Consider the following 12340-nt stretch of genomic DNA (forward strand, 5'->3'; position numbering starts at 1 on the left):
CGGCCCTGTGGGTCGGAGGAAAATCAGAACATCACCCTCGCCACCAGCGGGGCTGCCAGCACCATCACCACGCCGGACAGCATCATTACCAGACTGGCGACGACGCCCTCCTGCTGACCAAGTTCATAGGAACGCGCCGTGCCCGCCCCATGTGACGCCGCGCCGAATCCTGCCCCTTTTGCCATGCCTTCCCGGATAGAGAGACGCAAAAATAGCGCGTCGCCGACCGCCATGCCAAACACGCCAGTGACGACCACGAACAGCGCCACCAGATCTGGCTGCCCGCCCAGGGGTTCTGCCGCCGCCAGCGCAAATGGCGTGGTAACGGAACGTACCGCCAGACTACGCTGAATCTCATCCGATAACGTGAACAGACGCGCCAGCCAAACGGAACTGGTGACCGCCACCACCGTCGCCGTCACTACGCCCGCGGTGAGCGACATCCAGTGACGTTTGATAATCGCGAGGTTATCGTACACCGGCACCGCAAAGGCAATGGTCGCCGGGCCGAGCAGCCACAATAGCCAGTGCGATTCACCAATGTAGTTTTGCCAGGAGATATGACCGAACACCAGCATTAACACCAGCAGTGCCGGCGTCAACACTAATGGCATCAACGGCAGTTTGCGAAAACGGCGATACAGGCGCTTATTGGCGAAGTAAATTCCCAGCGTAATCACCAGGCACAGTACGCTTAACTGAACGTTATTCACGGTTTAGCCTACTCATCTCATAGCGATACACTTTATCCACCACCCACGCCGTCGCGCCGAGTACCATTAAGGTACTGATCGCTATCACCGAGAAAATGCGCCAGCCGTCCACCAGTAACAGATGGGCATAGTTCACTACCGCCACGACGGCGGGAACAAAGAATAACAGCATCTCCGCCAGCAGCCAGCGTGCGCCTGCGCGTACCCAGCTAAGCGGAATAATCCGGCAAACGATCAGCGCCAACATAAACACCATGCCGACCAGATTCGCGGGCAACGGCAGGTGCAGCCAGGAGACAAGATATTGGGAAAAAATGAATAAACCTGCATAGAGCAGTACCTGAACCGGTACCTGGAGCCGTTGCACAACGGCAGGCGTAACGCGGCTTATCGCCACAGCCATGAGGGAATGTCCTGAAAAATAATACGGAGCGCCAGTATAGAGAACCTCCGTCACGGGCAGAAATGAATTAAAATCATTGCAGGCATAGTCGGAAGGAATAATCATGGATATCAGAACGCTGCGTTATTTTGTCGAGGTGGTGCGCCAGCAAAGTTTCACCCGCGCAGCGGAGAAGTTATTTGTCACCCAGCCCACCATTAGCAAGATGCTGAAAAATCTTGAAGATGAGCTTAACTGTACGCTACTGATCCGCGACGGACGTAAGTTATTGCTGACCGATACCGGACGCGTGGTGTTTGAACGCGGTCTGGCGATCCTCGCTGAGTTTCGCCAGTTAGAGGCCGAGTTGAGCGATATTAACCATCTCAATAAGGGCGTGCTGCGGCTGGGTATTCCCCCGATGGTCGGCATGTTGATGGCCGGGCCAATCAGTTTGTTTCGACAACGCTACCCAGGCGTTGAACTCAAAATTTCGGAGTTTGGCGGCCTGACGGTACAGCAGGCGGTAATGAATGGCGAGCTGGACGTTGCGATGACCGCGCTCCCGGTGGAAGAAGCGAGCGGGCTAACGACATTATCGCTGTTCAGTCATCCGCTGTGCGTGCTGGTTCCCCGTTCAGGTCAGTGGACAACCTGCGACTCCATCGCGCCTGAAGCTCTGGCGGAGCATCCTCTTCTTATCTATAACGAAGACTTTGCCCTGAGCCGCCAGTTGATGACCTTATTTAGCCAGCATGACGTAAAACCACGGATTGCCGTGCGCAGCGGTCAATGGGATTTTCTCGCCGCTATGGTGCAAGCGGGCGTCGGCATCGCCATTTTGCCGGAACCGATTTGTCAGCGTCTGGATAAGGCCACGCTGCGCTGGCTACCGCTGGAAAGCGATCTCCGCTGGCAGTTGGGCATGATTTGGCGGGAGGGCGTGTATCTGTCGCACAGCGCCCGGGCATGGTTAACCTGTTGCGAAGGGTTTTGGCTGAAACAACCGTAAACCATGGGTTAAAACCCTTGCCGGATGGCGGCGCAAGCACCTTATCCGGCCTACTTGTAGGCCCGGTAAGCATGGCGCCACCGGGCCACAAGGACTACTGATTTTCTATCAGTAGCGCTTCCATCAAATCCAGGTCGTGCAGCAGCTTTTGCAATGTTTCATTGCTGATTTCTCGCGTGGCGCGCAGATGATACAACTCGGCGCGTTCGGAACGCAGCGCCGCCAGACGGAAACGTCGCTCCAGGTTTTCTTCCTGTATGGAGCTTTCGACATCGTTTCGCCCATCGGCACGGCGACGCAAGTTACCAATGACACGCGAGCTTACTTCAGTAAGCAACTGATTATCGATGTTTTCTTCGGTATCCGCCGCCAGACGCTCTTCCATTTTCTGAATGGCAACAATCGCCACTTCCGCCGTCGCCGCGCGGGCGATACGCTCCTCTTTCAACTGTTGCGCATGATCGGCGACTTCCAGATGTTGCAACAGCAGCGGCAGCATGATCACGCCGACAAACAACGAGAACAGAATGACGCCAGCCGCCAGGAATACCAGTTCATAACGCGCCGGAAATCCGCTGCCATCCGGCAAAAGTAACGGTATAGAGAGCACACCAGCCAGGGTGATCGCCCCACGAACGCCAGCGAAGGAGGCAATCAGAATTTCACGCGACGTCCAGCTGGCGAACTCCATCGGTTTCTTCTTCAAAAAGCGCAGGCTGAACTTTTTCATGGTCCACAGCCAGCCGAAGCGAACCAGCATCAATGCCGCATAAATCAGCACGATATCGGTAAAGAGCATCCAGGTTTCGACATTCGGGTCAGCTTCCGCCGCCGCCAGCGAAGATTCCAGAATCCCCGGCAGTTGCAGTCCCAACAGCAGAAAGACCATACCGTTAAAGACAAATTCCAGCATCGCCCAGGTACTGTTCGCGCGCAAACGCATTGCCAGCGGCGCGCGGCGCATTACGCCAGAACGGGTGATGGTCATCCCGGCGGCAACCGCGGCCAGGATGCCTGAGACGCCAATATGTTCGGCAATCAGGTAAGACGCGAAGGGCAGCAGAAACAGCAGGACGATTTGCGTCGCGGGTTCATCGCCGCCCCAGCGGCTCAAAAAACGCAGCGAGCGGCCATACAGCCAACTGACCACAAAACCCGCCAGAATACCGCCGATAGCGACCTTAAAAAATTCCAGCGTCGCGCCGCCGACGGTAAAGACCATCGTCCCCATCGCCACCGCGACGGCGAATTTCAGCGATACCAGACCGGAGGCGTCGTTCATTAACGCCTCTCCCTGCAGAATGCCCATGATTTTTTTCGGGATGCGCCCCTCGCCCACAATTCCGGAGAGCGCTACCGCATCGGTCGGCGACAGCACGGCGGCCAGCGCAAAGGCGGGGATCAGCGGAATGCCGGGCACCAGCCAATAAATCAGGAAGCCGATTCCCACAACCGTTACCAGGACCAGCGCCAGCGCCAGCCCGAAAATCTCTCGTCCATGCTCAAGAAATTCACGGGTCGGCGTCTTCCAGCCATCCGCAAACAGCAGCGGCGGAATAAACAGCACCAGGAAGAGTTCCGGGTCGAATTCCACATGCAAACCAAACGTCGGCCACGCCAACAGCGCGCCAACGGCGATCTGCATAAGGGGTAAAGGAAGCTGGAAGGGTAATACACGCGTAAATACCCCCGACAGCGAGACCACAAGGGTCATGATGAGTATTGTGAAGAAAATTTCCATGCGTTCCCTGTTTGCGATGTTTTTTATGATGGAGAAAGGCATCATGCCTCGGTTTCACCTTCTTCAGATTAACGCAAAAGGTAACGTGATGTGTCCTGAAAATGAAAACGGGCGACCAACGCCGCCCGTTTTTCAGAATGAAGGCAGAACTAGATAGCCCAGCCGCCGGCATAAAAAGCGACCAGCGCGACCGCAATGACGACAGTTCCGATATTCAGCTTACGCCATTCACCGGAAACCAGACGCCCGACGACCAGCGTGGCAAAGCCGATCATAATCCCGGTGACAATGTTACAGGTCAGTACAATAAATACAGCCGTTACCAGCCCCGCCATCGCATCGACGAAATCAGCAAAATCGATTTTCGCCACGTTACTCAGCATCAGCAGACCGACATACATGAGCGCCGGGGCGGTTGCGTAGACGGGAACGAGATAAGAGAGCGGCGAAAGAAACAGGATCAGCAAAAACAGCACGCCCACGGTAATCGCCGTCAGGCCCGTTTTACCACCCGCCGCCGTACCGGCCGCAGACTCGATATACACCGCGGCTGGCGCCGCCCCGACCAGGCCGGAGAAAACGCTACTCAGGGAGTCGGTGGTTAGCGCTTTACCGCCATCGATAATTTGTCCGTCTTTGTCCAGCAGATTAGCCTGCCCTGCGACCGCACGGATCGTTCCGGTCGCATCAAACACCGCCGTCATCACCAGCGCCAGTACGCTTGGCAGAACGACAGGGTTTAACGCGCCCATAATATCCAGGCTGCCGATCAGCGAGTTGCCGTTTTCATCGCTCAACGAAGGCATAGCGAAAATGCCGGAAAAATGGACGTTAGGATCGAAGAGCAAACCCACAATAGAAATGCCAATAATGGTCAACAGAATGCCGCCGGGGACTTTCAGCTTTTCCAGACCGAGAATAACAGCCAGCCCTACAAGCGACATAATCACCGGGAAGGTGTCGAAATCGCCCAGCGCGACCGGCAGGCCATCCAGCGGGTTTTTAATGACCAGGCCGACGCCGTTGGCGGCAATCAGCAACAAAAACAGGCCAATACCGATACCGGTTCCGTGGGCCACGCCCTGTGGCAAGTTACGCAAAATCCAGCTACGAATGCCGGTGGCGGAGATAACGGTAAACAGTACGCCCATCAGGAATACGGCGCCAAGCGCGACCGGGACGCTAATATGCTGCCCCAGGACTAGGCTAAACGCGGTAAACGCCGTCAACGAGATAGCGCAACCGATAGCCAGCGGCAGATTCGCCCAAAGCCCCATAACGATAGAGCCGACGCCTGCGACCAGGCAGGTCGCTACAAAGACGGCGGCAGGCGGGAATCCGGCTTTACCCAGCATCCCTGGCACCACGATGACGGAGTAAACCATCGCGAGAAACGTGGTTAAGCCAGCAACGACTTCCTGGCGAACGGTGCTCCCGCGTTGTGAAATTTTAAACCAGGCGTCGAGTGAACCGCCGGTACGCGCTGAAGGCGTAGACATAGAAAACATCCCCTGAGAATTTATTATTCGTCGGTATACGTGGGAGGTAATCCACTAACAGCGCAACGTTATCTCCTTGTGCTACATTTACGACAACCGGGGCGCCGCAAAAAAGCAAACGTTTAGCTCCACGTATACAAAACGGGTGGCAAAAAAAAGCAAACGATTATCCAGCGATCATCAACGCTTTTTCAACTGAACTTTGCCGCTTTTTATGCTTTTCTGCTTAATATGCTCAATAAATCGCCAGACGATGCGCAAACGTTATCGTCCCTGCGCAATCCAGCAACAATTTTTCGCATCGCTGTTAGCAAATACGTTGCGCAATCTGCTCACAAAAACGCCATTATCCGCCGGGAATGGTAAACGGACCGCCCTGCTGAATCGCTCGCTGCCAGGCTGGACGCATTTCTACCCGCGCTTTCCATGCGTTGATATGGTCGAGATGAGCGATTCCGCCTCGGGCAAGCAGCGCAAATAGCGGGAAGCTCATCTGGATATCCGCCATACTTAACTGCTCTCCGGCAAACCAGGGGTGATTTGCCAGATGCCCGTCAATAAAGCGCGCATGGGTTTCCAGTTGCGGATTGAGGTACGCTTTTTGCGCGCCCTTACCGATAACGCCGCCCAACGTTCGCAGGCCCAATGGGACCGGCGGTTTACCCAGAGAGGTAAAGAGCAGTCTCATCAATAGCAAGGGCATGAGCGAACCTTCAGCGTAATGTAGCCAGAATCGATAGTGTTGTTTCCCCTGCGCATCCGCAGGTTTAAAGCGTCCGATACTGTCGTAAGTGTCCTGCAAATATTCCAGGATGGCGCCCGATTCCGCAATAACCATACCGTGATCTTCGATAACCGGAGACTTGCCCAGCGGATGCACTTTTTTCAATGCCGGCGGCGCCAGCATGGTCTTTTCACGCTGGTAACGCACAATCTGGTAAGGCAACGCCAGCTCTTCCAGCGCCCAGAGGATGCGCTGCGAACGAGACTGATTTAAATGGTGCACCGTCAGCATGGCTGTCTCCTGTAAGGTATGCCAACTAACTATAGAAAATTATGGCAGTTGCCGTAAAAATTTCGGCTAAAAAATCAGCATTTCGCTGGCGAACAGGGCGTCGTCGCTTACACTTACAGTATCAACACAAACCGGAACCTCCACCACGTGCTCGATATGAGGGGTGTTGACGTCGGGGGAAACCCTCCTGTAATCAGCGGGATAGAGCGAAAGACAAAGACCGGAAACAAACTAAAGCGCCCTTAGCGGCGCTTTAGTTTTAGGTGAACTCAGCCCGATGGCCGAGTGCATGTTAATCATCTTCAAGCAGCCGGGCACCCGTCCCGTGTTCGCCAAGCCTGTCGCCTGGATTTCGCAGCGGACAGTCGCTACGCGATAAACAGCCGCAGCCGATACAACCGTCCAGCTCATCGCGCAACGCCACCAGCGTATGAATACGTCGGTCTAACTCTTCGCGCCACTGCGAGGAGAGCTGCTTCCACTCTTTCGCGCTTAACGTATGTCCTTCCGGCAAGATACCAAACGCGTCGCCGATAGTTGCCAGCGGGATGCCGATACGCTGGGCGATCTTGATAATCGCGACATAACGCAACACGTCACGCTTGTATCGCCGTTGGTTACCGCTATTACGGATACTGGTAATTAGCCCTTTGCTTTCATAGAAGTGCAGGGCGGACACAGCAACACCGCTACGTTTCGCAACTTCCCCCGGCGTCAGTAAGGCTTTTAAACGGGGAGATTTTTTTTCCATAAATCGCTTTACCTCAAGTTAACTTGAGGAATTATACTCGCCCGCAGACAAAACGACGAATCGAATACTGTTTAAGAGGCAACAATATGTCGCATCAGCAGATAATTCAGACCCTTATCGAATGGATTGATGAACATATCGACCAACCGCTAAACATTGATGTGGTGGCAAAAAAATCGGGCTACTCCAAGTGGTATTTACAGCGGATGTTTCGTACGGTAACGCATCAAACATTAGGCGAGTATATTCGCCAGCGCCGTCTCCTGTTGGCGGCTGTTGAGCTACGAACGACCGAGCGCCCGATTTTTGATATCGCGATGGACCTGGGCTATGTATCGCAGCAAACCTTCTCGCGTGTATTCCGCCGCGAGTTCGATCGCACTCCCAGCGATTACCGTCACCGCCTGTAGGGCGTCTGCCCGCGTATCGTCAGAGGCGCGGGCGTTTGTTGTAGCCAGGCGATGAATTCCTGCGGTGGCAACGCCTTCGCAAAGTGCCATCCCTGACAATACTGAACGCCGCGTTTTAGCAACCAGCTAACCTGTTCAGCCGTTTCAACCCCCTCCGCAATGATTTTTAGCCGCAAACTTTGCGCCATTTCAATAATATGTTCCACAATCAAATGGCTGGCGCTATTAGTGGTTAGCGTGTCGACAAAAGATTTATCAATTTTTAAAAGGTCGACATTTAATGAGTACAGGTTATGCAAGTTCGAATAGCCGGTACCAAAGTCATCAATTGCCACCTCGTATCCCGCCTGGCGAAACGCCTGAATAATCGGCGTCATTTTAGGCACATCAATAAATCCGCGCTCGGTCACTTCAACCTTTATCTGTTGCGCAAGCACTGAATGCTGACGCGTTTTTTCATGAATCATCACAATTAGTCGGGAAGAGAGAAAATCGGCGGCAGAGAGATTGATAGAGACATAAAGATGCGGGTGCGCGGCCAGAAAACCACCTAAATCATTAAATACCTCTTCGACGACATAATCGGTGATCTGCTCAATCATCCCCTCTTTTTCCGCCAGCGGAATAAATTCGCACGGGCTCATCACCGGACCGTGATAGCCCGGCCAACGCAATAGCGCTTCGGCACCTACACATGTCCCGTTTCGGATATCAATGATCGGCTGATAATGAAGGCAAAGCTGGTGCCTGGTAATGGCCCGTTGCAGCAATCGACGCGGTGAGTAATATGCCTGCCGGGATCGTGACCACATAAATAAGACGATAATGCTACAGATGATCCCTAACGGTAGCGTTAACGTAAGCTGATGAAAGAGGTTCTGGTAAAAGCGTTGCTTTGAGGTTGACACAATCGCGGCAACCGGTCGTTTTGCTGATTTAACCAGAGTATAGAAACGCTCACCCTGTTGGAACACAGGTTCACTCCGTCGTACCAAAGGTAATAGCTGATCAGCCTGCGCCTGTTCACTCAGGGAGAAAAAGGTGTTGGTCACCGTATCATACATTCCCCAGGCCAACGCCGGATCGTCTGACATCACCTCGCTATAAGATAAGGGATTGATAACCGCGACGTAGTTTCCCCGCTGCATATATGTCATTTTATAACCGTTGAAAAAAGGCGTATCACGATAGTAATAAATAGCGATGTCAGGCTTTCGTTTATAGTCAGCGCGGGGAATAAAATAAGGACTTGTTGGCGTCATAACCGTAGAGCATAGAAAACGCTGGCCCTTAGCATAAATCAACTCATTAATGTACAAACGACCGCGGATAATATTCAGCATTCGCTGTTGATGGGCTGGCGTACAGGCTTGCCCCTGATATTGTTCAGCGGCATCGCGGGCTAAATCTGCTTGCAGGATAACCCGCTCCGTTTTATCTAATACCAACTGCGCAAATGAATGTAACTGATTTCTGGTTTCAGAGACTGCCCGGATATGAGCAAACCAGATCGCCAGCAATACAGGAAGTAACACCACAATGATCGTTCCGAGAAATCTCAACACCTTGCGTCGTGTGCTTTGACTCATTTTCAGCCTATTTCCCTGCATTATTTGTGACTATTGTTGGCAAAATAAGACGTGAACCAAACGGAGGTTTACGGTGCATGAATTTATCAATATTAGCAACAGACTTTTACCGATCAACATTTACCATTAATAACTACGCGCAATCTCTCTCGCATACCTGGCAGGACGCTAAATATTTTTGACAATATCAGATTTATACTCAAGTAAACGATGGGGTATACATCTTTACTCCTTTCTTTTGATAAATAACTTGATATTTTTATCAGGTCTGAATTTCACGAAAAAAAAATAAAAGAGTAGTAATAATACATCTTTGCTTTCCGGCAGTTTCTCTACGGACGCGTAGAAGTCACACAAAAAACACGGTTATAAAACGCACAAAAAATACATTGCCGATCTGGCGAACAAGCTGGTTTTTGTGATATAGTTCACAAAAACAATGAAATAGAAACAATGTTTCATTCGATGTTGATGTGACGTCCGTCGATAGCCAGAATATCCCATGCTTCCCGGGAGCAACGCCGCGCTGTCCTGGACAAAGGTCTATTCAGAGGAAATGTTTCATGGCTGCCATAACCACTGGTGTCGTTCTTCTCCGTTGGCAACTGCTGAGCGCCGTGCTCATGTTTTTAGCCAGCACGCTCAATATCCGTTTCCGTAAATCAGATTATATTGGTCTGGCGGTGATCAGTAGCGGTCTGGGCGTGGTATCCGCCTGCTGGTTTGCCACCGGCTTACTCGGTATTACCATGATGGATCTCGCTGCGATCTGGCATAACATTGAAGCCGTGATGGCCGAAACGATGAGCCAGACCCCGCCAGAATGGCCGATGGTGCTGACCTGATACGCTATCGCTGCCGCTGAAGCCGCCCACCGGTTATCTCAACGCGGAATCGCGCGCCAGGGGTAGCCTTACGAACCATCACGTCCCTCGCATTGCCGTTGATGAGGGCCGCCAGGTGTGGTTATCCAAAAATGGCAAGTGGAATAGCCCTAACAGAATCGAGCTAAACTTATTGAAGACATTGCCGACTTGTTAAATGACAAAAAAGACCCGTTTGTGCAACGGGTCTTTTTTATTAAGCAGTACCACCTGATAACAGCGACAAGCGCTGCTTATTTTACATTAATAATTTATCCGGAGAACAATCACGGATTATTTTTCCACCTTTCATTACCAGAACCCGGTCAAAATACTTTATCAGATATCGACGATGCGTCACCATGATCAACGTTTTCCCATGAATAAACTCATCTAAGTTATCAAAAATTTGCTTCTCGGTATTCTCATCCAGATTTGATGTTGGTTCATCCCATAAAAAGACGCTGGCGTTACTGCTCAGACTACGTGCTAATAATAACTGCTGCTGCTGTCCGGATGACAGGTTTTTAGCCATAAAATTCACCGGAAACTTCAGCCCCATAGGATGTTGCAAGATAAAACCACAGTTCGCCAGATGAAGCGCCTTGAGTACCCGGCCCCTGTCGTTTTGCGGTTTTAACGCGAAATTACTTTCAATGGTTCCGGTGAATAAAACATCATGTGTCGTCACCACACTTAAATGCTGAGAAAAAAAGTTCTGCGATAAATGTCCTAAGTTATATCCATCATATAAAATGGCACCGTCTGTTGGCGAAAGGTAGCCAGATAGCATTCCCAGTAATGAGCTTTTTCCTGCTCCGCATTCGCCTACCACCGCGACACGTTGCCCCGCAGGTATGTCTATAGACAGTCGGTTAATAATCATCGGAGATTGAGCATCATACTGATAACTCACACCCCGAATAGAAATATCGCCATTGCACTTTGATATTGACTGTAATGCCGGTGTTTTTTCTGCCTGATCTTCATCAAAAAAAGAAAGCAGATCCTTACCGGTTTTTTCTGCTGATAAAATAGAGATTAATGTAGAAGAAAAATTCGAAATGATCCCGGAGATACGACCAGAGACAATGACAGATGAAACAATTGCGCCAGTGGTAACATCCCCCTTAATTACCATAAAAAAGGCTATTACCATAATAGTTATTTGGGTAATAGATGACATACTCCCCAATATAGATTGATAGATAAGATTTAATTTCCTTATCTTCAGGTTAAGATACGACTGTTCATTTGATGTGTTGACCCAATCAAAAAGTAAACCTTGATTATTTAAGGTATGGATCATTTTAATAGATAAGAAAACTTCTGAGATAAAAATATTCCTGTTCTTCTGTCCTTCTTTTTGTTTGTTCATTAACTCATTAGTATAATGGTGGTTAACGAGGGAAATAATAATAGAGACGATAAACATGGTAACAGGTACAATAACGACCAGACCTAAATTTACATATATAACAATGAGAAATATAATAAATATTGGAATATCGGCTATACGTTGAAAGATCGAGTTTAATAAAACGGGTTTAATTTTCTGAAACTCATTCCATAGCACAAATGCTGATGACATGGATCTGCCATTTTTCTTTTTACTATACAGGACCGCTTCAAGAAAGGCGATATCAATATCGACGTCATCCTGCCTTGCTGTGATAGACTGATAAATATCTTTCGAAGTACGAAGGATAAACTCAAAAACAATAAATACAGCAACAATTATAGCCACGCCAAATAAAGATGAAACCGAAGCACTTGGAACAAGCTTATCATAGAACAGATTACTAAATACTGGGATAGTTAACGCAAAAATTGCCATAAAAAGAGATGAAAAGAAGTATTTAGTATAAAAAATCTTGTTCATCGATAAAGAGTTTTTTATGATATTTTTTACTCTTATACTATCAACAACTTTATTTAAAGGTAGTATACTAAATGCAGATAACTCTTTTAAATATTCTTCTTCAATTTCAACATAACAGAGTTCACCGCGCGCGTTTACCAACTTTATTTTTTGCCCGCCACTCACACACACCATCCACTTCATTCCTGGTGTTAATAGTAAAATCGGCATAGGCTCATTTAGTAAATCTTCACCATTATTAAATAATATATCCTGTAGAGAAAGCCCTAACGACAAAAAGAAATTCTTCATTTGTATAGAGTCGTCAGTGTTATTTCTGTCGTACTTTTTAAATCTTAAATTTATATCATCCTCTTTGATGTCAATTTTTATGTTGAATTTTTTAGACACTATAGATAATGCCGTTTCCGCACTTAAATAATAAGGTTCTAGTTTTTTATCCATAAGTAAACCCCCTCACCCAAAGGTGAGGGGTCTCCGTTA

11 protein-coding genes are annotated in these 12340 nt (G+C 49.8%); 3 read left to right on the top strand and 8 right to left on the bottom strand.

Translation table 11 applies throughout. The features are described 5' to 3' along the window. Nucleotides 1-23: 23 nt before the first annotated feature. Both ACH0VJ_RS08005 and ACH0VJ_RS08010 read right to left on the bottom strand, forming a co-directional pair. Nucleotides 24-713: an LrgB family protein gene (locus tag ACH0VJ_RS08005; RefSeq protein WP_001067096.1), complete on the bottom strand. Its 690-nt coding sequence runs from the start codon at nucleotides 711-713 to the stop codon at nucleotides 24-26. Further along, nucleotides 706-1116, bottom strand: a complete 411-nt coding sequence (locus tag ACH0VJ_RS08010) for a CidA/LrgA family protein (protein ID WP_024133366.1) — start codon at nucleotides 1114-1116, stop codon at nucleotides 706-708. Before ACH0VJ_RS08010 ends, ACH0VJ_RS08005 begins: the two co-directional genes overlap by 8 nt. Nucleotides 1117-1219: 103 nt before the next feature. On the opposite strand from ACH0VJ_RS08010, the gene ACH0VJ_RS08015 reads away from it, so the two are divergent. Further along, a complete protein-coding gene (locus ACH0VJ_RS08015; RefSeq protein ID WP_000354962.1) occupies nucleotides 1220-2107 on the top strand; it encodes a LysR family transcriptional regulator in 888 nt (295 codons plus the stop codon). 94 nt (nucleotides 2108-2201) lie between these two features. Here ACH0VJ_RS08015 and ACH0VJ_RS08020 read toward each other — a convergent pair whose 3' ends face one another. From ACH0VJ_RS08020 to soxR, 4 genes are all read right to left on the bottom strand, one after another. Continuing rightward, nucleotides 2202-3848 (bottom strand): Na+/H+ antiporter, encoded by a 1647-nt coding sequence (locus tag ACH0VJ_RS08020; RefSeq protein WP_001536604.1) that lies wholly within the window; start codon nucleotides 3846-3848, stop codon nucleotides 2202-2204. A gap of 149 nt (nucleotides 3849-3997) precedes the next feature. Then, nucleotides 3998-5347: a guanine/hypoxanthine transporter GhxP gene (gene ghxP, locus ACH0VJ_RS08025; protein ID WP_000106907.1), complete on the bottom strand. Its 1350-nt coding sequence runs from the start codon at nucleotides 5345-5347 to the stop codon at nucleotides 3998-4000. 346 nt (nucleotides 5348-5693) lie between these two features. Then, on the bottom strand, nucleotides 5694-6362 hold the full coding sequence (locus ACH0VJ_RS08030; protein WP_000958575.1) for a glutathione S-transferase family protein: 669 nt from the start codon (nucleotides 6360-6362) through the stop codon (nucleotides 5694-5696). Nucleotides 6363-6654: 292 nt separating this feature from the next. Continuing rightward, complete coding sequence (gene soxR / locus ACH0VJ_RS08035) at nucleotides 6655-7113, bottom strand: redox-sensitive transcriptional activator SoxR (protein ID WP_000412686.1); 459 nt, start codon at nucleotides 7111-7113, stop codon at nucleotides 6655-6657. An 86-nt stretch (nucleotides 7114-7199) separates the two neighbouring features. On the opposite strand from soxR, the gene soxS reads away from it, so the two are divergent. Then, nucleotides 7200-7523 (top strand): superoxide response transcriptional regulator SoxS, encoded by a 324-nt coding sequence (soxS, locus tag ACH0VJ_RS08040; protein ID WP_000019483.1) that lies wholly within the window; start codon nucleotides 7200-7202, stop codon nucleotides 7521-7523. On the opposite strand, the gene ACH0VJ_RS08045 is transcribed toward soxS, so the two are convergent. Continuing rightward, the gene (locus ACH0VJ_RS08045) at nucleotides 7511-9112 is read right to left on the bottom strand and encodes an EAL domain-containing protein (RefSeq protein WP_000083651.1); all 1602 of its coding nucleotides are present in this window, start codon (nucleotides 9110-9112) and stop codon (nucleotides 7511-7513) included. The two genes, soxS and ACH0VJ_RS08045, sit on opposite strands and share 13 nt — an antisense overlap. Before the next feature lie 563 nt (nucleotides 9113-9675). Between ACH0VJ_RS08045 and ACH0VJ_RS08050 the strand changes: the two genes are divergently transcribed. Beyond that, nucleotides 9676-9957 carry a YjcB family protein gene (locus tag ACH0VJ_RS08050; protein WP_000719056.1) on the top strand — a complete coding sequence of 94 codons (282 nt, stop codon included), beginning with the start codon at nucleotides 9676-9678 and terminating at the stop codon, nucleotides 9955-9957. Between the two features lie 277 nt (nucleotides 9958-10234). Here the strand turns inward: ACH0VJ_RS08050 and siiF are convergent, their stop codons facing one another. Next, a complete protein-coding gene (siiF, locus tag ACH0VJ_RS08055; protein ID WP_000358584.1) occupies nucleotides 10235-12301 on the bottom strand; it encodes an SPI-4 type I secretion system protein SiiF in 2067 nt (688 codons plus the stop codon). Nucleotides 12302-12340: the final 39 nt, after the last annotated feature.

The sequence above is a fragment of the Salmonella sp. 2020_1459 genome, from assembly GCF_043847915.1.
GTDB lineage: Bacteria > Pseudomonadota > Gammaproteobacteria > Enterobacterales > Enterobacteriaceae > Salmonella > Salmonella enterica.

Bases quoted from the DNA above. Each gene is read 5' to 3' on its own strand.
- ACH0VJ_RS08010 (WP_024133366.1), bottom strand. From the start codon at position 1,116: ATGGCTGTGGCGATAAGCCGCGTTACGCCTGCCGTTGTGCAACGGCTC.
- ACH0VJ_RS08015 (WP_000354962.1), top strand. From the start codon at position 1,220: ATGGATATCAGAACGCTGCGTTATTTTGTCGAGGTGGTGCGCCAGCAA.
- ACH0VJ_RS08020 (WP_001536604.1), bottom strand. From the start codon at position 3,848: ATGGAAATTTTCTTCACAATACTCATCATGACCCTTGTGGTCTCGCTG.
- ghxP (WP_000106907.1), bottom strand. From the start codon at position 5,347: ATGTCTACGCCTTCAGCGCGTACCGGCGGTTCACTCGACGCCTGGTTT.
- ACH0VJ_RS08030 (WP_000958575.1), bottom strand. From the start codon at position 6,362: ATGCTGACGGTGCACCATTTAAATCAGTCTCGTTCGCAGCGCATCCTC.
- soxR (WP_000412686.1), bottom strand. From the start codon at position 7,113: ATGGAAAAAAAATCTCCCCGTTTAAAAGCCTTACTGACGCCGGGGGAA.
- soxS (WP_000019483.1), top strand. From the start codon at position 7,200: ATGTCGCATCAGCAGATAATTCAGACCCTTATCGAATGGATTGATGAA.
- ACH0VJ_RS08045 (WP_000083651.1), bottom strand. From the start codon at position 9,112: ATGAGTCAAAGCACACGACGCAAGGTGTTGAGATTTCTCGGAACGATC.
- ACH0VJ_RS08050 (WP_000719056.1), top strand. From the start codon at position 9,676: ATGGCTGCCATAACCACTGGTGTCGTTCTTCTCCGTTGGCAACTGCTG.
- siiF (WP_000358584.1), bottom strand. From the start codon at position 12,301: ATGGATAAAAAACTAGAACCTTATTATTTAAGTGCGGAAACGGCATTA.